Here is a 23295-nt window from a genome sequence, read left to right as displayed (position 1 = left end):
CGCAGAGTGGCGCGGGCGCGAACCTCATCGATCTGCCCGCCGGAGTGGACGAGGGGTGGGCATCGACGGCCAGCACGCTTGGGCGGCTTTCGATGGCCATTCCACTCCCGCGGGCAGATCTCGTAGCGGCCCACCGCATTCCCTGGGCAAACCGCCCGCGATCGGGTAGCGTTTTCCGCGACCAGCTTTCACCGATGTACGTGCCTTGGGGGGGTGTGAGACGGGTGTGTTCTGATCGTGTTGCTGATGTCCTCGCGCGTGAACTCGCCGCCGATCCCAATATTGATGCCGCCGTTGCCGAATGCGTGCTCGATGCGGTTGGGTTCGCAGTCGGCGCCGACGAAAAGAACGGTGACACAGGCCAATTCATCGCCCACGGCGTGTTCCTGCGCTCGATTGCCGTGCAGGGCTTTCGCGGGATTGGGCCAGTCGCGACGCTACGGCTCAATCCGGGACCCGGCCTCACGCTCGTCGTTGGCCGTAATGGCAGCGGCAAATCCAGCTTCGCTGAGGCGGCCGAGTTCGCACTCACCGGCGGCAACCGTCGCTGGGACGGTCGGGCAGGTGCGTGGAAAGAGGGGTGGCGCAACCTGCATCAGCCCCACCTGGCGCGCATAGAGGTCGAATTACTCACGGCGGGAAACGATCCCGCACTGACTATCGCGACCGAGTGGGATGCCGACGCTGAGCTTGCCGAAGCTAGTTGGACGCGTCGACGGGGGAGCGAGAGGCCTGTCTCACATGACCCCGAGGCGGGGCGAACCGAACTTGAGCTTTATCGCCCGTTCCTGTCGTATAGCGAGCTGGGTGCCCTTGTCGACGGCAAGCCGAGCGACCTCTTCGACGCTCTGCATCGCCTCCTCGGGCTCAACGAACTGTCCGATGCGACGGAGCGCGTACGTGCCCGCCGACTAGAACTGGAACGCGCGGCGAAGGATTCGCGTGCGGAACGGGTCGCGCTCGCCGAAGTACTTGGTGCGGTTGACGATTCGCGGGTGCAACGCATCGCGACGCTCCTCGCTGCACCTGGGCCCGACCTGGGCGCGATAGCCCTCGCGATTTCGGGGCAGTACGCGAACGAGGAGCCCGTCCAGGCTGACACTGTTGGTTTGTTCGTCGGAGCGTCTTCGGTCCCTGTCGATGCGCTTCGTTATCTCCTCCACGTCACGCTCCCGGAGCGCGCCACCGTAGTCGCCGCCGCACGAAGACTCGTTGTCGCCGCCGCCGAAGCAGACCGGTTCACAACGGCAGAAAGCCTCGCTGACCAGCGCGTGCTAGACCTACTGGTGCGCGCACGTGCCCATGCTGACGCCGAAGACAGCCCATGCGCGTGTCCGGTGTGCGGGCGTAGTCAGCTCGATGCGCGGTGGCGCGCCGACGCGGACGCGGAAATCGCGGAACGCAGCGCGCGACTTAAAGCATTGCATGCGTCCGTCGCAGAAAAGAACCAAGCGACAATGGAATTCGCTGAGATTCTCGCTGACTGCCCGGTAGGGAACGGGTGGGCGGACCTAAGCCAACAGTGGACACACTGGACCAACCTGCGCGAAGCCGAACCGAGCGAGACGCTCGTCGCTCGGGTCGAAACCGCCCACGACCAGCTCTCAACCGCATTGGCCGCCGCGCAAACAGCGGCACGTGCCGAGCTAGCCAGCAGCGAATCCGTGTGGTTGCCGACGGTCGCGCGGGTGAGTGCATGGCTTGAGACCGCCCATGCTGTCGCCGCCGCCGCCGACGAATTGCGCGTGGTCAAACGTGCCGCTGATTGGCTCAAAGTCGCCACCGCGAACCTGCGCGGCGACCGGATGCGCCCGTTGGAAAACGCCGCGCGCTGGGTCTGGCGCACGCTACGACAGCAAAGCAACGTCGAACTCGGCGCGATCCGGTTGCAGGGCAGCGCGGGCACCGCGCGTCGCGTGCTGCTCGACGTGACCGTCGACGACGTCGACGGCGCTGCCCTGGGCGTGATGAGCCAAGGTGAACTGCACGCGCTCGGGTTGTCGCTTTTCCTCCCACGCGCCACCGTCGCGAGTAGTCCGTTCCGGTTCGTCATGATTGACGACCCGGTCCAGGCAATGGATCCGGCCAAGGTCGACGGGCTCGCCCGCGTACTTGCCGAGGTCGCCGAAACACGGCAGGTCGTCGTGTTTACCCACGACGAGCGACTTGCCGAAGCGGTGCGCCGCATGCAGCTCGACGCGACCGTGGTCGAAGTGCAGCGCCGTGAACGCTCGATCGTCGAGACGCGCGTCACCGGCGACCCGGTGCGCCGCTACCTCGACGACGCGCGATCGCTACTTCGCACCGCGCAGCTACCACCCGCGATCGCCGACGAACTTGTCGCGACGTGCTGTCGATCGGCAATCGAGGCAGCTGGCTTGGCGAAGGCGCGTGCCGAACTGCTCGCGCGCGGCATCGACCATCACGAGGTCGAACGTCAGATCCGCAACGCGCACACCACGCGCGCGATGCTCACCCTCGCGTTGATGGGCCCCGGCAGTCGCGTTGACGATCTCAACAAACATTTGAGCACGGTCGGCGGCCGCTGGTTGGTCGGTGTGCTCCGCGACGCGACCGCGGGCGCGCACGTGCCCATCGGCCGCCCCATGCGCGAATTGATCGGCGACACTGAACGTTTCATCTCGTGGTTGCGTGCGCATGAGCCGAAATTGGCCCGTGCATGAACGGGTACGCCTTCGCTCGGCGACCATCGGTCCGCGAACGTATCGCCGCCGTCGACAACCTGCTCGCTGGCTCAATCTCCGACGCTGACGGGGTCTGGTCGCGTGCCGTCGCGTGGATCCTTCGACTCGCGCTCGAACAAGCCGTCGACGAACTGTGGGGTGTACTCGCACCCGAACTCATGCGATGTCCGATGCGCGCGCAACTGCTCGCTTTGCGTGCCTACGCCGGTCCTGGCACCTCAGGGGAAGTCGGCGCGCTCTGGGCCGCGTTGTCGCGCGCCGCCCATCATCTTGACTACGAAATGGCACCGGGGATCACCGACCTGCGCCGCTGGCGCGACCAGACCGTCGAGCTTGTTCGCGCGCTCGAACACGTCCCCCTCGCGCAGCAAAACTTTGGTTGAGCGGGCAAGATGACCGGCATGGGTGAAGCGAGACCGTGTCCGTGCCGTCGCGGCGAACCGTTCGACGTGTGCTGCGGCCCTATCCTTGCCGCGACCAAACCGGCAGCGACCGCCGAAGCTCTGATGCGCTCGCGCTACACCGCTTACGTGGTCGGCGACGTCGACTACCTGCGTCGATCCTGGCACCCCGACACCCTCCCCGCCGACCTTTCGCTCGACGCCGAGCATCACTGGCTGTTCCTCGAAGTGCTCAAAACCGAACGCGGCGGCCCGTTCGACGACAACGGCACCGTCGAGTTCATGGCCCATTACCGTCAGGGGACCGTGCGTGACCGGATGCACGAGGTGAGCACGTTCGTGCGGGTCAACGGCGCGTGGGTGTACCTCGATGGGACATTTGTGGCATGACAACACCCGGCGCGCGCGTCGCGATCGAATACTGCACCCAATGCCGCTGGTTGCTGCGCGCGAGTTGGATGGCACAGGAACTGCTGTCGACATTCACGACCGAACTGGGCGAAGTGGCGCTGATTCCCGGCGAGGGCGGCATTTTCCGCATCACCCTCGACGGCGAACAGCTGTGGGAGCGCAAGGCCGACGGCGGCTTCCCCGAGATCGCCCAACTCAAGCAGCGGGTGCGTGACCGCATTGCTCCCAATCGCGACCTTGGCCACGTCGACCGCCGCGACGGACCGTCACGCTAAACGCCAGCATACTTACAGCTATCGCTGTGACTGCGTGTAATGATCTGTTACCTGTCGGTAGCAAACGATGCGGGCCGGTTGTCGCCTCCTCCACGTACTCTCGTAGGAAGTCACCAGGCGAAGACGACCGGTCGTAGCTAACGTCGAGACACCTCGCGTTCAGCCGTCCTGGTTAGGGAGGTGTGCGATGAGCGTGATGTCTGATCTGGAGTTGGGCGATTCCACGTCGACCGGTGAGCCGCTGGCGCGCACCGAGTACGGGAAGGTCAGCGGGGTGTACGACGGGCCGATCGCGGTCTGGCGAGGGGTCCCGTACGCGGCTGCCCCGCGCGGGAACGCGCGTTTCGCGCCGCCGCAACCGCCTGAACCGTGGACTGGCGTGCGGGAGTGCGTTGTCGCTGGCGACATCGCGCCGCAGGCGATGGGCGCGATGGTCCCAGTCGACTCCGACCTGCAGATGGGTGAAGACTGTCTCTGGGTCAACGTGTGGTCGCCCAACCCCAACCCGGATGACGAGCCTCGTCCGGTCATGGTGTGGCTGCACGGCGGCGCTTACTGTCTCGGCACCGCGGCGCAAAGCATCTACGACGGGCGCAAACTCGCCGAATCCGGCGACGTCGTCGTTGTCACGGTGAACTACCGCATCGGCGTGCTCGGCTTTCTTGACCTGTCGTCGTTCGGCAGCGATTTCACCCCCAACCTCGGCCTGCATGATCAACTCGCCGCGCTGGCGTGGGTGCGCGACAACATCGCGTCGTTCGGCGGCGACCCCGGCAACGTCACGCTTTTTGGCGAGTCGTCGGGTGCCGGTTGCGTCACCGCGCTGCTCACCTCGCCCGCCGCAGCCGGGCTGTTTCACAAGGCCATCGCTCAATCTCCGCCTGCCACAACGGTTTTCGGTCAAGAGCGGGCGGCGGTCGTCGCGCGACGGTACCTGGAACTGCTTGACATCGACCCGAGCGATGTCGAGCAACTGCACGAGCTGCCGATCGCGAAACTCGTTGAAGCGGGCGCGATTTTGATGGATGAGGTGCCGGTGAAGGAACCGGGTCGCCTTGCCGCCGCCCCCGTCGTCGACGGCACGCTGCTGCCTGACTATCCGATCGACCGGTTCCAACAGGGTCGCTCGCACCGCGTGCCGCTGCTCATCGGCACGAATCGCGATGAGGCGTCGCTGTTTCGGGTGTTGCGGTCGCCGATCATGCCGGTCACGCCCGACGCGGTGAACGCGATGTTGCGTGACGTCGCCGCCGCACACCCGGAGATGTCGGCCGAACGCATCGCCGAAATCACGTCGGCCTACCCCGACCTCACGAAAACCCGTGGGGCTCTTGCTATGTCGACCGACGCGGCGTTTCGCATGCCCGCCGCCTGGGTTGCCGAAGCGCACGCACAGCATTCGCCGACGTGGATGTACCGCTTCGACTATGCGACGCCCATGCTCAAGGCGGCGCGGGTCGGTGCGGGGCACGCCACTGAATTGCCTTACGTCTTCGGCAATTTCGGCACACTGAACCACGACCCAACGTTCTGGTTGGGTGGACGCAAAGCGTCGGTCGCGGTGTCGGGCCGGATGCGGCGACGGTGGCTCGCCTTCGCTGAACACGGTGTGCCCGCCGCACTCGACGGCTCCAAACACTGGCCCCACTATCGCCCCGCCGCCCGCACCACCCTGCTCATCGACACCATCGACCGCGTCGTCGACAACCCCGACGCCGACCTCCACACAGCATGGGGCGACCAGGCCGTCGGCTTCAGCTAGCCGCGGCGCGAGCGCGTTCGATCTCGTTGATGTGGGTTTCGGTCCACTGTCGCAGCGCGGCGATCGGTTCGGCGAGGCTGCGCCCCAGCGCGGTGAGGTCGTATTCGACCTTGGGCGGAATGGTGGGATAGGCGGTGCGGGTGACGAATCCGTCGGCCTCGAGGCTGCGCAGCGTTTGGGTGAGCATCTTCTGGGAGACGCCCTCGATGCGTCTGCTGAGGTCGGTGTAGCGCTGTGTGCCGTCGGCGAGCGCGTCGACGACGAGGATTGTCCATTTGCCCGCGATGTGATCGAGCACCTGGCGGGTCGGGCATTTCGCCGAGTAGGCGTCGGCGGGGAGACCCGAGGACTCCACGAACCATGTCATAAAAGGATAGTAACGCACTATTTAGTGCCTACTTCCTAATGGAGAGCGACTCTCCGATAGTTGGTGCATGTCATCCAGAATCTTGTCGGTCGCCGAAGCGATCCGCACCCGCCGCACTGTCCGTCACTACCGCCCCGAGCCGGTCTCGGTCGCCGATCTCGACACCCTGCTCGATCTCGCGATCGAGGCCCCGACCAGTTGGAACCTGCAGGACCGCTCCATCGTCGCGATCACGAGCGAGGCGGGTCGGGCCGGGGTGACCTGGGCGACCGGAGGCCAGCCCCAGCCACAGGAGGCGCCACTGATCCTGGTTTTCGTCGCCGAGCCGGAGTCGTGGCGCGACGACCACAGCGACGTGTACGACCAGGCCCGCGACAACGACGCGTGGTCCGAGGAGTTCGTCACGATGTTCGCCGCCGCGTCACAGGAGTTCCAGGAAGATCTCGCGCGGCGGGGATTGCTGCGTGAATACGCCGTGAAGGACGCCATGATCGCCGCGACCTATGTGATGCTGGCGGCCACCGAACTGGGGCTGGCCACCTCGCCGATGAACGGCTGGGACGAGGAGAAGGTGAAGAAGACGATCGGGATCGGCGATCGTGCCGATCTCGCGATCGCGCTGCTCGTGGCGGTCGGTTATCCGGCCGAGCGGCGCGAACATCCGGGTCGCCGGGCCAGGGAGCGCAATGTCTTCCATGAGGTGTACGGGCTGCGGTGAACAGCACAACGCCGGGTCGCCTGCCGAGGGAATCGGCGGGGACCCGGCGTTGTGGGGGTCAGACGTCGGTGGAGAAGCGGATGCCGCCGTCGGGGATTTCCACGCCCGGCCACACCCGCGCACCACGCAGGAGTTCACAGCGAGCGCCGACAACGGCGCCGTCACCGATCACCCCATCGCGAACCAGTGCGCGCGGGCCGATCCGAGCACCGAAGCCGATGATGGAGCGTTCGACCGTCGCGCCCGCTTCGACAACAGCGCCGTCGAAGATCACCGCCCCGTCCAGTCGCGCACCCGCGCCGATCTCGGCACCGCGGCCGACCACCGTGCCGCCGATCAGCAGCGCACCCGGTGCCACCCCGGCACCGGGATGGACCAGCGATTCGCCGCGCTGGCCGGGCAGCGCGGGCGAGGGAGCGATGCCACGGACCAGGTCCGCCGACCCACGCACGAAGTCCTCGGGGGTGCCCATATCGCGCCAGTAGGAGGCGTCGACGTGGCCCTGCACGCGCGCGCCCTCGGCCAGCAGCGCGGGGAACACCTCGCGTTCCACCGACACCGGGCGACCCGTCGGGATCTTTTCGATGTATTCGCGACGGAACACGTAGCAACCGGCGTTGATCTGGTCGGTCGGCGGGTCCTGCGTCTTCTCAAGGAACGCGGTGACGCGACCGTCTTCGTCGGTCGGCACGCAACCGAAGGCGCGCGGGTCGCTGACGCGCACCAGATGCAGCGTGACGTCGGCGAGGGTCTTCTCATGCGTGTCGAGGATCGCGCCGAGGTCGGTGCCGCCGAGCACGTCGCCGTTGAAGACCATCACGTTGTCGGCGCGCAGCTTGGGCAGCACGTTGCGGATGCCGCCGCCGGTGCCGAGCGGTTCGGTCTCGGTGACGTACTCAAGCTCAAGCCCGAGCTCCGAGCCGTCGCCGAAGTGCTCTTCGAAGACCTCGGCCTTAAACGACGTCCCGAGCACAACGTGAGTGATTCCGGCCTCGGCGATGCGGGCCAGCAGGTGCGTCAGGAACGGCAGTCCGGCCGTCGGCAGCATCGGCTTGGGCGCCGAGAGGGTGAGCGGACGCAGCCGCGTGCCCTGTCCGCCGACGAGGATGACCGCGTCGGTGCCTGTATTGCCTGCCATCGAGTTTCCCCTGTTCACATTCGACCGATGTCGGGTTAGACGCCGGCTCGCGCTTGCTCGCGCAGCGCTGATCGAACCGCAATCCGGGAGCGGACCGCAAGTCCGGCCCGCAGCGCGCCCCGCAGCGGGGCCTGCCACCAGTGCGGATGCCGGTCGGCTTGGAAGCGGTAGGCGCTGGCGTGGTGGGCGTTGATCATCCGTTCCGGGTAGCGCGAAACGGAGTGGCTTGTCGCGTGGATCACGGCGGCATCCGGGACGAACACGTTATGCCAGCCAGCCTTGCCGAGGCGGTCGCCAAGGTCGACGTCCTCGAAGAACATGAAATAGCGCGAATCGAAACCGTCGATCGAATCGAACGCTGACCTGCGCACCAGCAGGCAGGACCCGGAAAGCCAGCCGACGACGCGTTCGGTGACAGCCTCGTTTTCCTGCCGATAGCCGCGCGTCCACGGGTTGCTCGGCCAAATTTTGCCGAGGATCGCGTGTCCTGCGCCGTCGGTGATGCCCGGCACGCGTCGCGCTGACGGGTAGAGCTTGCCGTCGGGTTCGCGGACGGCCGGGCCGAGTGCACCCGCGCGCGGCCACCGGCGGGCAGCGTCGATGAGGATGTCGATGGAATCGGTGCCCCACGTGATGTCGGGGTTGGCGATGAGAATGAACTCAATGTCGGGGTCGATCTCGGCGACCGCGCGATTCACCGCGCCGCCGTAACCGAGGTTGCCGCCGGTGTTGAGCAGTCGAACGTGCGCGTTGGCCTCGGCAACCAGCTCGGGAACCCCGTCGGTCGAGCCGTTGTCGGCCAGGATGACTAGCGGCTTCTCGCTGGTCGCTGCCGCGAGGGAGCTGATGAAGTGCTCAAGGTGTTCGCCCGGCGAGTAGGTCACCGTGACGACGGCAAGCCCGGCGCGAGCCTGCGGATTAGCTGCGTTCACGACTGCCGAGACTAGCGTGTCGCAGCCGACAGTGCGTCGGTGAGCGCGGACCGCCAGTGCCGCAACGGGGTCAGGCCAGCGGCGTTCCAGACTGTCGGGGCCAGTACCGAATACGCGGGCCGCGGGGCGGGGCGAGGGAAAGCGCTTGAGTCGCACGGCTGGACGCGGGTGGGGTCGGCACCGAGTTCTTCGAAGACGGCAACGGCGAGGTCGTACCAGGTCGCGGTACCCGCGTTGGTCGTGTGCAAGGTTGACGGGGCGTCCGGGCGGGTAGTCAGTTCGATGAGTGCGGCGGCCAAATCGGCGGCGCTCGTCGGGCTGCCGTGCTGGTCGGCGACGACGGAAATGGTGTCGCGTTCACGTTCAAGTTTGCGCATTGTCGCGACGAAATCGCCGTTAACTCCCGAATACACCCAGGCAGTACGAACAATCTGGGCATTGGGTGCGGCCGCGCGGACCGCCTCTTCGCCCGCGAGCTTGGAACGGCCGTAGACGGTGGCAGGGGCGACGGGGTCAGCCGGTTCATAGGGAGTGTCAGCATCGCCAGCGAAGACGTAGTCGGTGGAGACGTGAATAAGGCGAGCGCCGACGTGGGCTGTCGCGGCGGCCAACACCGCTGGTCCGGTCGTGTTGCCCGCGAAAGCGTTGTCGACGTCGGATTCGGCAGCGTCAACGGCGGTGTAGGCCGCACAATTGAGCACGACGTCGCCAGGCCGCACGAGCGCATCGACGGCGCCGCGGTCGGTGATATCGAGGTCAGCGCGGGTCAACGCGACCGCGTGCGGTGCCAATCGCATGATCTCGCGGCCGAGGAGTCCGCCCGCGCCGGTCACGAGCAGGCGGGTTTTCGGGGCGAAATCGGTGTTCACGCGGCCAGTCTGGCACGCCGGGGCCGTCACAGTTGTCGCCTACTGTGGTAACTGTTGATTAGCCTGATTTCTGAGGCGCATGGGGTGGGGATCTTTTGTCGGTTGCTGAGTCGAGAGGATGCGCGAGATGCGGGAGTCAACCCGGGTGCGAGCCACCACCGCGCCTGCTCAACCGCTGAGCACCGCGAAAATCATCGCCGCGATTTCGGCCGTTCTCGTTTTCACTCTCACCGGGTTCGCGTGGCGCAGCGTCGACAATCTAATCGCGAGTATCGACCGCATCGGCGGCCTTGGCCTCGGCGGCGGTAAGGACGGCGCGGTCGACATTCTGCTTGTCGGCATCGATTCGCGCACCGACGCGCACGGCAACCCACTCACCTCGGCCGAACGGTCGCTGCTGCACGCGGGCGACGAGGTTGGCACCAACACCGACACGATCGTGCTGGTCCGTGTGCCCAACGACGGGCGCTCGGCGACGGCCATCTCCATTCCGCGCGACTCCTACGTCGACGTGGCGGGCGCTGGCAAAGCCAAGATCAACTCGGCCTACGGGTCAACGAAGGAAACGCAGCGGGCGAAGTTGCTCGCGAAAGGTGAATCCGAAGCTGACGCCGAACGCGAATCGACGTTGGCGGGCAGGCAGGCGCTGATTAAGTCGGTCGCGTCGCTCACCGGCATCACCGTCGACCACTACGCCGAGGTCAGTTTGCTTGGGTTTGTGCTGCTCACCGATGCCGTTGGTGGGGTGAACGTGTGTCTGAACCAGCCGGTCGACGAGTGGATGTCGGGCGCGAAGTTCTCGGCGGGCGAGCAGCGTCTCGACGGCCCGAAAGCATTGAGTTTCGTTCGGCAGCGCCATGATTTGCTGCGTGGGGACATCGACCGCATCGTGCGCCAGCAGGTGTTCATGGCGCAGTTGGTCAACCAGATGCTGAACGCGAAAATCCTCGCCAACCCAGCCAAATTGAGTCAGCTCAGCGAAGCGGTTGGGCGCACCGTTGTGCTTGACGAAAACTGGGACGTGCTCGCGTTTTTGCAGCAGCTCAAAGACATGTCGGGCGGCAAGGTGAGCTTCGAGACGATCCCGGTCGAAGACGTGAGCGCGATGACGTCGGCGGGGGAGTCGGTCGTCAAGGTTGATCCAAAGAAGGTGCAGCGCTTCGTAAGTGGGCTTGTTGGAGATGAGCCCGAGGAAGCGCCCGAGCCCGCGAAGGTTGATCCGGCGACGGTCACCGTGAGCGTGTTCAATGCGAGCGGTATCGCGGGACTTGCTGGCAACGTCGCGGATGCGTTGAGCACCAAAGGTTTTCGACAGGGAACGGTTGGGAACTATTCCGGGGGCTCGGTGAGTTCGTCGCGCGTGCTTGCCAGCGACAGCGACAGTCCACGCGCGACTACCGTTGCTAGTGCGCTCGGCATTCCGGTCATTACCGATACGTCGCTGTCGAGCGATACCGTGAATGTGGTTTTGGCGAGCGACTATTCTGGTCCGGGCTCATCTGCTGCCGGTAGCGCCGGCGCTTCCGTTGAACAGGGCACGCTCGCGGCCACGCCCATCCCGCCTTCCCCGCCGATCGACGCAGGACAGAACGGACCGAAATGCGTGAATTAGCCCATGCTTGAATCGAATTTGACGCTCACCGAAGCGCTCATCGACCCCATCCTCGACCGCGACCCCGCCGGTCCGCGCGTCACCTGGTACGACGACGCGACCGGTGCGCGCATCGAACTGTCGGGCCTCACGCTCGCCAACTGGGCGGCCAAGACTGCCAACCTGATTCGCGACGAATTCGCCCTCACTCCCGGCGCGCGGGTCGCGGTGTTGCTGCCCGCGCACTGGCAAACCGCTGCCGTGCTGCTTGGGGCTTGGTGGGCGGGCACCGAGGTCGTTCTGCAACCCGATCCCGATGCTGAGCTGGCGTTTGTGACCCCTGACCGGCTCGATGACGTCGACGGTGTCGCTGAAGTCGCGGTGCTGTCGCTCGATGCGATGGGTACGCCGGTGCGCGACGTGCCGCCTGGCGTCACCGATTTCGCGAGCGCGGTGCGGGTGCACGGCGACCAGTTCCGACCGGGCGGCGTTGGTGCGGCGCTCGATGGGATTGGGGTCGCCGACGTGCTCGCCGCCGCGCGCAAATCGGCGTCGACACAGGGTATTTCGGCTGGCGACCGGGTGATGTCGAGTGGGGAGTGGGGGTCGGTCGACGAACTGGTCGGCGGCCTTATCTCGGTGCTCGCCGTTGGTGGTTCGCTTGTACAGGTGGCAAACCCGGACCCGGCCGCGGCGGATAGGCGTGTTGAGGCGGAGCGCGTCACGGTGCGTCGCTAGCCGATACCTGGGTATAGGTCGCGTATCCGTCCTGAGTACGTGTTTTCTGTCGGTGGGTGCCCGTACCGTTAATCGCGACAACGGAACCCGCGGGCGTTGGCTCGCGATAACCCAGGGTGGGGCGATGAAGCCGAGTTATGTGGTTCGCTGGTTGATCGAGCGTGGCCTGCCGCGTTTCGTGCTCGCGTGGCACGCGCGTAAGCGAGATCCGTTCGCCGAGTTGATCAATGGTGAGGCTGGCCTCGCCGACCCATATCCGATCATCGAAGCGCTGCGCGGCGACGGCGGATTGGTGCGCACGCCACTCACCTACACCACCTTCAGTCATCGCAATGTGCGAGCTATCTTGCGCGACAACAGGTTTGGTGTGCAGCCGCCGATGCCGCAAGACGTGCCGAAGCCGCTGCGCGTGCTGCACGACCGAATTGCCGTGCCGGTCAATCCGGCTGAGCGTCCGTCGATGTTGGTTGTCGACCCACCGCTGCACACCAAGCTGCGGCGGCCCGTCGCGTCGGCGTTCACCCCACGCGCGATTGAGCGGTTGCGTGAACGTGTCGAGGTGGTCACCGAAGAATTGCTGGACGCGATGCCCGCCGAAGGTTCGATCGAACTTGTCAGTACCTTCGCCACGCGCCTGCCGATGATCATCATTTCCGACATGCTCGGCTTTCCGCACGCCGACCGCGAGCGCTTCCTCGCCTGGGGCGATCGCGTCACCCCGCTGCTCGACATCGCCGTGCCCCTGCGGATCTACCTCTCGGCGATGGCCGCGTCCGAAGACCTCAACGCCTATCTCGCCGACCACATCGCGAAGCTGCGCGAAGAGCCCGGCGAAGACATTCTGTCGAGCCTTGTCGTCGCTGGTGAACTCGACATGCATGAGCTGCAAGCAAGCGCGAGCCTGCTGATGGGCGCGGGGTTTGAGACAACGGTCAACCTGATTGGCAACGCGGTCGTCGCGCTGTCGGCGAACCCCGACCAACGCGACCTCGCCATCGCCGAACCCGATCGTTGGGCCGATGTTGTCGAGGAGACATTGCGCTTCGACCCGCCCGTGCAGACAACGGCCCGTCGCGTGTTGACCGACCTCGAAATCGACGGCACGCACCTAGCGGCCGATAAGACCGTCGTGCTGTCACTGGCCGGCGCCAACCGCGACCCGCTCGTTTTCGACGACCCGCACCGCTTCGACATCACCCGCCCGAACGCCAAAGACCACGTGTCGTTCAGCAGCGGAATCCACGCGTGCCTAGGCGCGACACTGGCCCGCATGGAAGCCGAACACGCGCTGCGTGCGCTCTACGGCCGCTACCCAAACCTACGACTAGCGAGCGAACCGAAGCGAAGGCAGCTGTTCACGCTGCGTGGATACGAGCACGTGCCGGTCGAACTGGGCCCAGCGCGCAGGACCGCACCCGCGGTCTGAGGCTGGCGGGCAGACGACTGCGGGCCGTCGCACCGCTTGTGTGACCGGACTCGCAGCGCGGTCGGACTCGGGCGCGCAGCTCGGACCGGCTGCGTGACCAGGCCGGTTGCGCTTTCGGGGTGCGGCGGTCGGGACGGCCCCGACTACGCCGATGCCCGCCAGCGGTATCGCGTCTTCGGGCGACCTGCACGCCCGTAATCGGCGCGGCGTTCCGCCAACCCGTCGTCGGCGAGCTTCTCCAAATACCGCCACGCGGTGATGCGGGAGACGCCAACTACGGCGGCGGCGTCGGTCGCGGTGATGCCACCTTCGGCCGAACGCACCGCGCGCGACACTTCTTCGAGGGTGTGCTGGACGACGCCCTTGGGTGCGCCAGCGCGCTGGTCAGCGGTGCGAAGGGCGCCCAGCGCACGGTCGATGTCGTACTGCGACAGCGCGGCTTCGCCAGCGGGTAGCGCGGTGTCGAAGTCGCGGTAGCGCTCCAACTTTTCGCGGAAAGCGGCGAAGGTGAACGGCTTAAGGAGGTACAGCACAACACCGTGCGCAACCGCGTTGCGGACCATATTCAGCTCGCGCGCCGACGTAATGGCGATCACGTCGGGGCGCGGGGTGAGGCTGTTCAGCGCGGCGGCAACGTCGAGTCCGCTGGTGTCGGGCAGGCCGATGTCCATCAGCACCAGGTGGAACGGTGTTCCGTCGGCGATCGCGTTCGCCGCCATGCGCAGCGCGTCGTTGCCGGTATGGGCGACGCCGCCGGTGACGAAGCCGTCAAGCCGGTCGAGATAGGCACGATGAGCTTGGGCGATCAGCGGTTCGTCCTCGACAATCAGGACGCGGATCATGGGTTCTCCCTCAACGGAATTTCGACGACGACCGCGCTATCAGGGGCCGGCGTTGTGGTGATGATGCCGCAATGTCGGCCGACAAGGCGGTGAACGAGCGCGAGGCCGAGGCCCGCGTGATCGGTTTTGGTGGTGTAGCCGCGTTCGGCGGCGCGCGCGAACAGGTCGGCTGACATGCCTGGCCCACTGTCGGCGACACGCACGCGCAGGTGGTCGTCGCAGTGGTTCACCGACACTTCGACGCGTTTTTCGCGGGTGTTCGCCGCGGCGTCGATGGCGTTGTCGACAAGGTTGCCGACGAGCGTCACGGTTTCCTGCGCGGTCAGCGGCGCGGTTGAGTCCAAGACGGTGTCGTCGGAAATCGACAGGCTCACGCCGCGTTCGGCGGCCTGGTCGACCTTGCCGAGCAGCAACGCGGCGAGCGCGGCGTCGCCGACAGTGGCGAGCAGCCTGTCGATGAGCACCTGCGACAGCTGCAGTTCCGCGGTGGCGAACGCGACCGCCTCCTCAGGTTTGCCCAGCTCAACCATGGTGACGACGGTGTGTAGCTTGTTCGCCGACTCGTGTGCTTGCGCCCGCAGCGACTCGGCGAATTTGCGTACCGAATCGAGTTCGCCGAGCACGTCGCGCAGTTCGGTTTGGTCGCGCACAGTGAGCACAGTGCCGATCGGCTTCCCTTCGAATCGCACGAGGTCCTGGTTCACGAGCAGCACCCGGTCGGTGGTCACATGGGTCTCGTCGCGCACGACACCGGGTGCCATCCTGCGCATTGACGGCGGCAGATCAGCGCGGGTGATCGGCCCATCGGGCAGGTCGAGCAGGGCGCGAGCCTGGTCATTGACCACTTCCGCGGGTCCGGGATTCGGGCCGAATACGACGAGCCCCTCATGCACGGAATGCAAGACCGCATCGTGGTGCTCGTAGAGCGCGCGCAGTTCGTCGGGAGCCAAGCCGTGGGTTTGCCGACGAAGTCGCCGACTGATCACGAACGACGACAGCGCCGCTAAGACCAACCCGGCCGAGGACACCGCGAGAATGAGCGGCACCTGCGACGCGACCTGGCTACCAATGCGTGCCCGCGTGACGCCCGCCGAGACGAGCGCGACAACGCGACCGCTGTCGAAGACCGGCGTGACCGCGCGGATCGATGGCCCGAGCGTGCCGGTGAAGGTTTCGGTGAACGTCTCGCCCGCGAGCGCGCGGTCGATATTGCCGCCGAACGCCTTGCCGATCATGTCGGGGTTGGTGTGGGTGTAGCGGGTCCGGTTGGGGGCCATGACCACAATGAAGTCCATTGAGGTTTCGGTCCGAATGCGTTCGGTCGTTGGCTGCAAAAGCGCGGTTGGGTACTGCGAATGCACCGCGGCGAGCGTGGACGGCGCGTTGGCAACCGTGATCGCGACATCGCGAACCTGCAGCTCAGTGGCCACATCATTGTCGTGTCGGGCGTCGAGCACGGCGAGCGCGGTGCCCATCCCGATCATCATCGCCAGCACGACCAATTGCAGGACAAAAGCCTGTCCAGCAAGCGACAGTCGTCCTCGTCGCATTCTCTGGTCTCCTGAACGTAATTCTTCTTTTCGAACGAAATGCACCAAATGTGATAGCGGTCACAGGTCGACCGCATGCTGTGCAGCATGAGCACAACCACCACAGCGCGGAAACGCGACCATACCCACTGGCTCTACCTGGCGGTGATCGTCGCGGTTTTTGCTGGCATTCTGGTCGGTCGACTCGCTCCGGAGTTCGCCCAGTCTCTCGCGCCGCTTGGCACACTGTTTGTGAACCTTATTAAAATGATGATCGCACCGGTCATCTTTTGCACAATCGTGCTGGGTATTGGTTCAGTGCGCGCCGCCGCCACAGTGGGCAAGGTCGGCGGGCTTGCTATCGGCTACTTCCTCGTCATGTCGACGATCGCGCTCGGGATCGGCCTGGTTGTCGGCAACCTGATCGAGCCCGGTTCGGGGCTTGGTCTCGCCAAGGCGGGCAGCGGCGCGAAATACGCCGATCAGGCGCACAGCGCGGGCGGTACCTGGGACTTTATCCAAAACATCGTACCCACCACTCTGGTTTCGTCGCTGACCGCGGGCAGCGTTCTGCAGGCACTGTTCGTCGCGTTGCTCGTCGGGTTCGCCGTGCAGGCGATGGGATCGGCGGGCGAACCGATCCTGCGCGGAGTCGGTCTGCTGCAGAAGCTCGTGTTCCGCATTCTGTCGATGATCCTGTGGTTGGCGCCCATTGGCGCGTTCGGTGCCATCGCCAACGTTGTCGGGCGCACCGGGTGGAACGCCGTTGTACAGCTGGCGACGCTGATGATCGCGTTCTACCTCACCTGCCTGGTTTTCGTCTTCGGCATTCTCGGTGTTGTGCTGCGACTGGTCTCTGGCCTGTCGATCATGAAGCTGTGCCGCTACCTGGCACGCGAGTACCTGCTGATCGTCGCGACATCGTCGTCGGAGTCAGCGCTGCCACGCCTGATCGCGAAAATGGAACACGCGGGCGTGGAGAAGACGACCGTCGGTGTTGTGGTGCCAACCGGCTACTCGTTCAACCTTGATGGCACCGCGATTTACCTGACGATGGCCTCGATCTTCATCGCCGACGCGATGGGCAAGCCGCTCAGCCTGAGCGAACAGGTTGGCCTGCTGCTGTTCATGATCGTCGCATCGAAGGGCGCCGCGGGCGTGACCGGAGCCGGACTGGCCACGCTCGCGGGCGGGCTCCAAAGCCACCGCCCCGAACTGCTCGACGGTGTTGGCCTGATCGTCGGCATTGACCGCTTCATGTCCGAGGCCCGCGCGCTCACCAACTTCTCGGGCAACGCCGTCGCGACGCTGCTGATCGGCACGTGGACCAAGACCGTCGACGCCGACCGCACCCGCGAGGTGCTCGACGGCAAGGTGCCGTTCGACGAGACGACGATGGTGGACGACGACCACGGTTCGCCGAGCGAGCCGGACCCGAAGCCCGTCGTCGCGTAGTCACGCCTCAGTCGCAGGCCCTGCCGTAGCGCGGGGCCTGCGCTGTGCGTTGGTGAGCCGCCGTCACCGTGTGACAGCGCACATCGAGCGTCAGCGGCGGCAGCACTGTCACACCTACCGCGTAGGTTGGGAACCACAGCGTGGGTGTGAACGGAGGACGACGGTGGCCGATGTCGTAGTGGTCGGGTCCGGGCCGAATGGCCTGGCCGCGGCGGTGATCGCGGCCAGTGCCGGCCTGTCGGTTCGGGTGCTGGAAGCGCAAGATCAACCGGGTGGCGGCTCGCGCACCGCCGAGCTCACCCTTCCCGGCTTTCACCACGACATCTGTGCTGGCGCGCATCCAATGGCGTTGGCGTCGCCCTTCTTTCGCGCGTTCGACCTCGCCGCGCACGGTGTCGACGTACTCGCCCCGACCATCTCCTACGCACACCCACTCGACGGCGGCATCGCGGGCTTAGCCTGGCGCGACCTTGAAGCAACCGTCGCTGACCTCGGTGTCGACGGGCAAGCGTGGCGGTCGATGTTCGCGCCGCTGATCGACCGTTGGCCCAAGGTGGTCGACCTCGCCATGTCGGATCTGCGCACCCCGCCGACCAGTCTGTCGACCGCTTTCGCCTTCGGCATGCGTCTGCTTGAGCAGGGTTCGCCGCTGTGGAATCGCCCATTCCACGGCGAGGTCGCGCCCGCGATGCTCACGGGCGTCGCCGCGCACGCGATCACGCAACCGCGTGCGCTGCCCGCCGTCGGCGCCGCCCTGTTGCTCGGCACGCTCGCGCACGTCGGCGGCTGGGTAATCCCTCGTGGCGGCAGCCAAGCGATTCCCAACGCGCTCATGGCCGAGATCGGCCGACTCGGCGGCGAGATCGTCACCGGACATCGCGTCGACGACTTCGCCGAACTCGCCGACGCCCGCGCGGTCCTCTTCGACACCTCACCCGCCGAATTCCTCCGTATCGCTGGCGACCGACTACCTGAGCGATATCGCAACGCGCTCAAGGACTTTCGCTATGGGGGAGCGGCATGCAAGGTCGACTTCGCGCTCGGCGGCCCCGTTCCGTGGACCGCGCCGGGCGCTGAACTTGCTGGCACCCTGCACCTGGTCGGCACTCGCGCCGAAGCAATGGCAGTCGAAAAGCGCATTGCCGCAGGCAAATTCGCCGATCGACCGTATGTGATCGCGATTCAGCCCGGCGTTGTCGACGACACCCGCGCGCCAGCTGGCAAGCAGACGTTCTACACCTATGCTCACGTCCCGAACGGCTCAACCGTCGACGTCAGTGCCGCGATCGAAGCCCAGGTCGAACGGTTCGCGCCGGGGTTCAAAGACCTGATCCTCGCCAAACACGTGACGCCCGCCGCGTTCATGCCCGACCACAACGCGAACTACGTGGGCGGCGACATCTCGGCGGGCGCAATGACGTTGCGCCAAACGGCTTTTCGACCACTCCCGCGCTGGAACCCGTACTCAACCCCGCTGCCGAGCGCTTACCTATGTTCGTCGTCGACCCCACCTGGCCCAGGCGTCCACGGAATGCCGGGCTTGCACGCGGCACGGCACATGCTGCGCACCCGCTTCGATATCAAAACCGACCCGCTAAAGCTACTCAGCCGAGCAAACGCGACCCGAGTTAAGCAGTAAGACGCGTTAAGCAATAGCCCGAATCATGTCGGGCGAGAACGCGACCGGCTGCAAATAAATCGTGCACGCGTTCTTATTGCCAGCACGAATCCGCGCCTCGGCTTCGTCAAGCGCGGTCCCAATGGCCGCAGCTTCAAGCCCGGGCTCAACCGCTACCCGCGCGGTCACCAAAAGGGTTTCGGGGCCAAGGTATTCAGTCTGAATGCGAACAACAAGGCGAATGCGTTCGTCGTAGGTAATCGCTTCTTTAATGGCAAGCAATTCCGCCGGTGTCGCCCCTTCGCCAATGAGCAGACTCTTGGTTTCAATGATCAGCACAATCGCGTTGAAGCCAAGCAGGAGACCAATCAACAGGGTGCCGACACCGTCCCAGCGTCCGTCGCCGGTGGTGACCGACAGTCCAACGCCGAAGAACGCGAAGACCAGACCAACAAGCGCGCCAGCGTCTTCCAACAGGACCACCGGCAGTTCGGGGTTGCGGGTGTGGCGAATGAAGTACCACCACGACCGATGCCCTTTGAGCGGCTTCGACTGCTTGCGCGCGGTGAGGAAGCTCGATCCTTCAAGCAAAAACGAAACCCCAAGAATCACGAACGCCACCGCTGGCGACTCGATTTCCTCAGGATTGATGATCTTATGAATAGCCTCATTGATCGCGAAAAGGCTGCCGATGGTGAACAGCACGAGCGCGACAACGAAGGAAAAGAAATACCGATTGCGCGCGTATCCGAACGGGTGGGATGGGTCAGCTGGTTGCTCGGCACGATTCTGGCCGACGAGCAACAGCGCCTCGTTGCCGGTGTCGGCGACCGAGTGCACCGCTTCGGCGAGCATCGACGATGAACCGGTAATGAACGCGCCAATGAATTTGGCGATCATGATCCCGGTGTTCGCCGCGAGGGCGGCGAGAATCGCTATCTTGCTTTCTCCACCTTTGGCCATTGCCGAGACGCTACCCGCGCTGGCCTGCGCGGATAGCGCTACACGCCGACGCCTTAGGAGGTGTGCTGCTGCTTGCGGTACAGATCGGGCTCAAGGTAGATCAGGCGCGCCTCGGGCACCGCGTGGCGGACACGGACTTCGGCCGCGTCGATTGCTTCGGCGAGCGTTGCGATGTCGAGTCCGGGCGCGATGGCGATCTTCGCGGCAACCAGCATTTGGTCGGGACCGAGGTATTCGGTCTTGAGATGGATCACCGAGACGATCTTGCTGCTGTCGACGAGTGCGTTGCGAATCGCGGCGTCTTCCTGCGGCGTCGCGCCTTCACCGAGGAGCAGGCTCTTCATTTCGACGATCAACACAATCGCGATCACGCCGAGCAGCAGGCCGATGCAGAGCGTGCCGATGCCGTCGTAGATCGGGTCGTCGGTGACCATCGTGAGCCCGACAGCGCCGAGTGCGAACACGAGGCCGATCAGCGCGCCGGTGTCTTCAAGTAGCACGACTGGCAGTTCGGGGCTGCGCGACGTGCGGATGAACTGCCACCAGGACGCGTTGCCCTTCAACGGCCGCGATTCGCGAACGGCGGTGAGCCAACTGAAGCCTTCTAGCCCGATCGCGACAACCAAAATCACCACGGCGACCATCGGCGACGACAGTTCCTCGGGATGTTGAATCTTGTGAATGCCCTCGTAGATGGCATAAACCGAGCCGAGCGTGAACAACACGAGCGCGACGATAAACGAATAGAAATACCGGTTACGCGCGTACCCGAAGGGGTGCAGCGCGTCGGCTTCTTTGTTTGCCGCGCGCTGTCCGAGCAACAGCAGCGCTTGGTTGGATGTGTCGGCGACCGAGTGCACTCCCTCGGCAAGCATCGACGCCGATCCGGTGATAAACGCACCGATGAACTTCGCCACCGCGATGCCCGCGTTGGCTCCCAACGCCGCGACAATCGCCTTCTTGCTGCCACTAGCCGACATCTGCCCGCCTTTCCGCTTCACTGAATGTGCTTCGACCGCAAAGCCTATGCGGCGAATCGGAAAAAGCTCGCGTCGACGGTCAGTGTTGATGACCGACGCACGCGCAAAACAGTTGTGCGGGCGCGTGGGTGGCGCGCGCTTTGATGCCGTCGTCGGCGGCGGAGATCCAGGCGGCGGCGCCGCGACCGAGCACGAGCTGTTCGCCGTCGCGGGTGAGTTCGATTTCGCCTTCGGTGCACAAGATGATGCCCGGGCCGGAGTTCGGCAGCGAAACCGGAGCCGAGTCGGCGGCGAGATCGAAACGGCGAAGGGCGAATTCGGGTGCGGGTGCGGGATAGACGACCGACCCGTCGCCTTCGGGAATGGGTTCGACAATGGGGAGCGAGATCGGTTCGAAGTCGAGCACGCGCAGCAACTCCGGCACGTCGACATGCTTGGGCGTGAGTCCGCCGCGCAGCACGTTGTCGGAATTGGCCATGATCTCAACGCCAAGCCCGCGCAAATAGGCGTGCAGATTGCCCGCCGCGAGAAATAGTGCTTGACCGGGTTCGAGGGTGAGTCGGTTGAGCAGTAGCGCGGCGAGCACGCCAGCGTCGCCGGGGTAAACCTCGGCCAGTTCGAGCGCGGTACGCACCTCAGGCCCGAACTCGCGCGGCGCGCGCACCGACAAATATCGAACGCAGCCTTCCAACACCGCGGGCAGCAGCGCGGCGAGCGAAGCGGGCGGCAGCGTAATCCAGGTCGTGAACAGCGTGCGCAGACCGCCCGAATCCGGTTGTGCCGCAAGCAGTTCGATGTAACTCGTGAGCGCGGGCACCTCAAGCGCACGCAGCAGTTCGACGGTGCGGTGCGGTTCACGGAAACCGGCGAGCGCTTCGAAGCGATCAAGCGCCACGACCAGCTCCGGCTTGTGGCTGTCGTCGCGGTAATTGCGCATCGGCGATTCGAACGGAACGCCGGTGCGATTCTCGCGTTCGAAGCCCGACCGTGCCTGGGCGCTACTCGGATGCGCTTGCAACGACAGCGGTTCTTCGGCGGCGAGCAGCTTGAGCAGGAACGGGAGTCGTGAACCGAACGTTTCGGTGACAACGTGGCCGAGTTCGCGTTCGGGGTCGGCGGCGACCACCTCGATTAGTGAACGCTTACCGTCAGCCCCCTTGACGAAGGCGGGGTCGGCCGGGTGCGCGCCGAACCACAACTCGGCTTCCGGGTGCGCTGACGGCACGGGGCGACCGCATAACTGAGCGAGCGCGGTGCGCGACCCCCATGCGTATGAACGCAGCGCACCAACGAGTTCCTGCACTAGTAGCGTCCCCCGTCGTCATATCGATCCGGCGTCGCGGCCGGGCTTGCCCCCCGCGACCCTGTGATGGCCAGGTAGGCGGCCGCCATTTCCAGCCGCACCGTGAGCACCGCCAGCTGCTCGATCTCACTTACCGCCCCGCCCCCCGCGGTCGCTTCCGGTGCAGCGGTTGGCACCGCGCCCGGCTCGATGAGGTCGGTTTGCAGCACGTCGACGTCGGCATGCACGAGATCGGCGTCGACAACGCCAGCGTCGGCCCCGCCGAAAACGGCCAACCTGCGCCGCGCGAGCGCGCGATCCCGCGCGACGCTGAACGTGAAGATGCGTACCCGCTCGACCGGGATCGGACCGTCAAGTTCCTCGTCGTGGAACAGCGGATCGAAATCGGGACTTGGGGTGCCAGCGGCAGCGACGAGTCGGCCACGCGAAGCGATGACATCGGAAAGGTCGGCCGCTGTCGCGATCGTGCCCGCTGCCTGCAACAGCACCTCCGCGGCATGTTCGGCCAGCTCAACGGCGGCGAGCGAGTCGCCGGCCAGCACGATCCCGCGACCCTGCATGCGCGTCGCCAGGGTTTTCGCCGGGTTGTGGAAGACCTCGTTCTGCGGACCGTCACGCAGCGCTTCGGCATCGAGGACGTCGGCGAGTTCGGTCAGATCTGGCACATGCGGACCGCTGCGGCCCGCGTCGACAGCAGCGAGCACCGCGACGCCAACGGCCACAAACCGCAGCAGTCGATTGTGTTCGCGCACCGGAACGCGCGGTTCAAGCACAATCGCGCGACCGGCGGCGACCGCGCGCATCGGCCCCTCGTTCGGGACAGCGACAACCACTTCAGCGCCGCGCCGCAACCCGCGATCAACGGCGTCGACGAGGCGCTGATCGCCCGCGTCGTCGCCAGCGACAAGCACGACATCGAGCGGACCAACCCACGGCGGCAGCCCGGTGACGGCGACTACCGGCAGCCCGGCACGCTCGCCAAGGGCGGCGATGAGCAGTTCAGCGGCACGCGGCGCGCGCCCCGAACCGGTGACAACGACGAGGCTGCGTGGCCGCAAATCGCCAAGGCGTTCGGCAAGTCTGGCCTCGGCGACGGCCGCGGCGGTTGCCCGCACCTGCGCCCCCGCCGACGCGGCGCTCCGCAGCAGCGCACCGGTGTCGGCCGCTTCGAGCGAGGCGGCGTCATCGAGGTCGAAGACCGGTGTTCCAGCGATCATCGGCGCGTCCACCTCCCCTCATCGCGATCCGTCGTCTGTGGGTGTCCACTATTCC

General features: G+C 65.7%; 21 protein-coding genes. 11 read left to right on the top strand and 10 right to left on the bottom strand.

What is annotated here, in order from left to right:
- The first annotated feature begins 224 nt into the window (after window positions 1-224).
- From IEX78_RS08760 to IEX78_RS08740, 5 genes are all read left to right on the top strand, one after another.
- Window positions 225-2684, top strand: coding sequence for an AAA family ATPase (locus IEX78_RS08760; RefSeq protein ID WP_229683819.1), 2460 nt, complete (start codon window positions 225-227; stop codon window positions 2682-2684).
- Window positions 2681-3088, top strand: a complete 408-nt coding sequence (locus IEX78_RS08755) for a hypothetical protein (RefSeq protein WP_188828423.1) — start codon at window positions 2681-2683, stop codon at window positions 3086-3088. Before IEX78_RS08760 ends, IEX78_RS08755 begins: the two co-directional genes overlap by 4 nt.
- Before the next feature lie 9 nt (window positions 3089-3097).
- On the top strand, window positions 3098-3496 hold the full coding sequence (locus IEX78_RS08750; protein WP_188828422.1) for a YchJ family protein: 399 nt from the start codon (window positions 3098-3100) through the stop codon (window positions 3494-3496).
- On the top strand, window positions 3493-3792 hold the full coding sequence (locus IEX78_RS08745) for an Rdx family protein (protein WP_188828421.1): 300 nt from the start codon (window positions 3493-3495) through the stop codon (window positions 3790-3792). The genes IEX78_RS08750 and IEX78_RS08745 overlap by 4 nt, the downstream gene beginning before the upstream one ends.
- A 196-nt stretch (window positions 3793-3988) precedes the next feature.
- Window positions 3989-5554 (top strand): carboxylesterase/lipase family protein, encoded by a 1566-nt coding sequence (locus tag IEX78_RS08740; protein WP_373291591.1) that lies wholly within the window; start codon window positions 3989-3991, stop codon window positions 5552-5554.
- Here the strand turns inward: IEX78_RS08740 and IEX78_RS08735 are convergent.
- A complete protein-coding gene (locus tag IEX78_RS08735) occupies window positions 5547-5921 on the bottom strand; it encodes a winged helix-turn-helix transcriptional regulator (RefSeq protein ID WP_188828419.1) in 375 nt (124 codons plus the stop codon). The genes IEX78_RS08740 and IEX78_RS08735 overlap by 8 nt on opposite strands.
- Window positions 5922-5988: 67 nt before the next feature.
- Between IEX78_RS08735 and IEX78_RS08730 the strand changes: the two genes are divergently transcribed.
- Entirely contained in the window at window positions 5989-6639 is a 651-nt protein-coding gene (locus IEX78_RS08730; protein WP_188828418.1) for a nitroreductase family protein, read from the top strand.
- Between the two features lie 58 nt (window positions 6640-6697).
- Here IEX78_RS08730 and manB read toward each other — a convergent pair whose 3' ends face one another.
- From manB to rfbD, 3 genes are read right to left on the bottom strand one after another with little or no spacing between them, the layout of a single operon-like run.
- Entirely contained in the window at window positions 6698-7777 is a 1080-nt protein-coding gene (gene manB / locus IEX78_RS08725) for a mannose-1-phosphate guanylyltransferase (RefSeq protein WP_188828417.1), read from the bottom strand.
- 35 nt (window positions 7778-7812) lie between these two features.
- A complete protein-coding gene (locus IEX78_RS08720) occupies window positions 7813-8709 on the bottom strand; it encodes a glycosyltransferase family 2 protein (RefSeq protein WP_188828416.1) in 897 nt (298 codons plus the stop codon).
- Window positions 8710-8720: 11 nt separating this feature from the next.
- Window positions 8721-9578 carry a dTDP-4-dehydrorhamnose reductase gene (gene rfbD / locus IEX78_RS08715; protein WP_268240889.1) on the bottom strand — a complete coding sequence of 286 codons (858 nt, stop codon included), beginning with the start codon at window positions 9576-9578 and terminating at the stop codon, window positions 8721-8723.
- A gap of 127 nt (window positions 9579-9705) precedes the next feature.
- Between rfbD and IEX78_RS08710 the strand changes: the two genes are divergently transcribed.
- From IEX78_RS08710 to IEX78_RS08700, 3 genes are all read left to right on the top strand, one after another.
- Entirely contained in the window at window positions 9706-11190 is a 1485-nt protein-coding gene (locus tag IEX78_RS08710) for an LCP family protein (RefSeq protein ID WP_188828415.1), read from the top strand.
- Window positions 11191-11193: 3 nt separating this feature from the next.
- Window positions 11194-11907 carry a TIGR03089 family protein gene (locus tag IEX78_RS08705; RefSeq protein WP_188828414.1) on the top strand — a complete coding sequence of 238 codons (714 nt, stop codon included), beginning with the start codon at window positions 11194-11196 and terminating at the stop codon, window positions 11905-11907.
- Between the two features lie 124 nt (window positions 11908-12031).
- A complete protein-coding gene (locus IEX78_RS08700; RefSeq protein ID WP_188828413.1) occupies window positions 12032-13333 on the top strand; it encodes a cytochrome P450 in 1302 nt (433 codons plus the stop codon).
- A gap of 143 nt (window positions 13334-13476) precedes the next feature.
- On the opposite strand, the gene IEX78_RS08695 is transcribed toward IEX78_RS08700, so the two are convergent.
- Window positions 13477-14175 carry a response regulator gene (locus tag IEX78_RS08695; protein WP_188828412.1) on the bottom strand — a complete coding sequence of 233 codons (699 nt, stop codon included), beginning with the start codon at window positions 14173-14175 and terminating at the stop codon, window positions 13477-13479.
- Window positions 14172-15725 carry a sensor histidine kinase gene (locus IEX78_RS08690; RefSeq protein WP_188828411.1) on the bottom strand — a complete coding sequence of 518 codons (1554 nt, stop codon included), beginning with the start codon at window positions 15723-15725 and terminating at the stop codon, window positions 14172-14174. Before IEX78_RS08690 ends, IEX78_RS08695 begins: the two co-directional genes overlap by 4 nt.
- Window positions 15726-15812: 87 nt before the next feature.
- Between IEX78_RS08690 and IEX78_RS08685 the strand changes: the two genes are divergently transcribed.
- Complete coding sequence (locus tag IEX78_RS08685; protein ID WP_188828410.1) at window positions 15813-17159, top strand: cation:dicarboxylate symporter family transporter; 1347 nt, start codon at window positions 15813-15815, stop codon at window positions 17157-17159.
- 163 nt (window positions 17160-17322) lie between these two features.
- Window positions 17323-18798, top strand: coding sequence for a phytoene desaturase family protein (locus IEX78_RS08680; protein WP_188828409.1), 1476 nt, complete (start codon window positions 17323-17325; stop codon window positions 18796-18798).
- Between the two features lie 6 nt (window positions 18799-18804).
- On the opposite strand, the gene IEX78_RS08675 is transcribed toward IEX78_RS08680, so the two are convergent.
- From IEX78_RS08675 to IEX78_RS08660, 4 genes are all read right to left on the bottom strand, one after another.
- Window positions 18805-19740, bottom strand: coding sequence for a cation diffusion facilitator family transporter (locus tag IEX78_RS08675; protein WP_188828408.1), 936 nt, complete (start codon window positions 19738-19740; stop codon window positions 18805-18807).
- Between the two features lie 53 nt (window positions 19741-19793).
- A complete protein-coding gene (locus IEX78_RS08670) occupies window positions 19794-20720 on the bottom strand; it encodes a cation diffusion facilitator family transporter (protein WP_188828407.1) in 927 nt (308 codons plus the stop codon).
- Window positions 20721-20799: 79 nt separating this feature from the next.
- Window positions 20800-22023, bottom strand: a complete 1224-nt coding sequence (manA, locus tag IEX78_RS08665; RefSeq protein WP_188828406.1) for a mannose-6-phosphate isomerase, class I — start codon at window positions 22021-22023, stop codon at window positions 20800-20802.
- On the bottom strand, window positions 22023-23240 hold the full coding sequence (locus IEX78_RS08660; protein WP_188828405.1) for a tobH protein: 1218 nt from the start codon (window positions 23238-23240) through the stop codon (window positions 22023-22025). Before IEX78_RS08660 ends, manA begins: the two co-directional genes overlap by 1 nt.
- Between the last annotated feature and the right edge of the window lie 55 nt (window positions 23241-23295).

The organism is Nocardia camponoti (genome assembly GCF_014646135.1).
In the GTDB taxonomy this organism is placed as follows: Bacteria; Actinomycetota; Actinomycetes; order Mycobacteriales; family Mycobacteriaceae; genus Nocardia; species Nocardia camponoti.
Note: the sequence above shows the minus strand (reverse complement) of the source record. Positions and strands in the feature narration are given on the sequence as shown.

Bases quoted from the DNA above. Each gene is read 5' to 3' on its own strand.
- IEX78_RS08755 (WP_188828423.1), top strand. From the start codon at position 2,681: ATGAACGGGTACGCCTTCGCTCGGCGACCATCGGTCCGCGAACGTATC.
- IEX78_RS08750 (WP_188828422.1), top strand. From the start codon at position 3,098: ATGACCGGCATGGGTGAAGCGAGACCGTGTCCGTGCCGTCGCGGCGAA.
- IEX78_RS08745 (WP_188828421.1), top strand. From the start codon at position 3,493: ATGACAACACCCGGCGCGCGCGTCGCGATCGAATACTGCACCCAATGC.
- IEX78_RS08740 (WP_373291591.1), top strand. From the start codon at position 3,989: ATGTCTGATCTGGAGTTGGGCGATTCCACGTCGACCGGTGAGCCGCTG.
- IEX78_RS08735 (WP_188828419.1), bottom strand. From the start codon at position 5,921: ATGACATGGTTCGTGGAGTCCTCGGGTCTCCCCGCCGACGCCTACTCG.
- IEX78_RS08730 (WP_188828418.1), top strand. From the start codon at position 5,989: ATGTCATCCAGAATCTTGTCGGTCGCCGAAGCGATCCGCACCCGCCGC.
- manB (WP_188828417.1), bottom strand. From the start codon at position 7,777: ATGGCAGGCAATACAGGCACCGACGCGGTCATCCTCGTCGGCGGACAG.
- IEX78_RS08710 (WP_188828415.1), top strand. From the start codon at position 9,706: ATGCGGGAGTCAACCCGGGTGCGAGCCACCACCGCGCCTGCTCAACCG.
- IEX78_RS08705 (WP_188828414.1), top strand. From the start codon at position 11,194: ATGCTTGAATCGAATTTGACGCTCACCGAAGCGCTCATCGACCCCATC.
- IEX78_RS08700 (WP_188828413.1), top strand. From the start codon at position 12,032: ATGAAGCCGAGTTATGTGGTTCGCTGGTTGATCGAGCGTGGCCTGCCG.
- IEX78_RS08695 (WP_188828412.1), bottom strand. From the start codon at position 14,175: ATGATCCGCGTCCTGATTGTCGAGGACGAACCGCTGATCGCCCAAGCT.
- IEX78_RS08690 (WP_188828411.1), bottom strand. From the start codon at position 15,725: ATGCGACGAGGACGACTGTCGCTTGCTGGACAGGCTTTTGTCCTGCAA.
- IEX78_RS08685 (WP_188828410.1), top strand. From the start codon at position 15,813: ATGAGCACAACCACCACAGCGCGGAAACGCGACCATACCCACTGGCTC.
- IEX78_RS08675 (WP_188828408.1), bottom strand. From the start codon at position 19,740: ATGGCCAAAGGTGGAGAAAGCAAGATAGCGATTCTCGCCGCCCTCGCG.
- IEX78_RS08670 (WP_188828407.1), bottom strand. From the start codon at position 20,720: ATGTCGGCTAGTGGCAGCAAGAAGGCGATTGTCGCGGCGTTGGGAGCC.
- IEX78_RS08660 (WP_188828405.1), bottom strand. From the start codon at position 23,240: ATGATCGCTGGAACACCGGTCTTCGACCTCGATGACGCCGCCTCGCTC.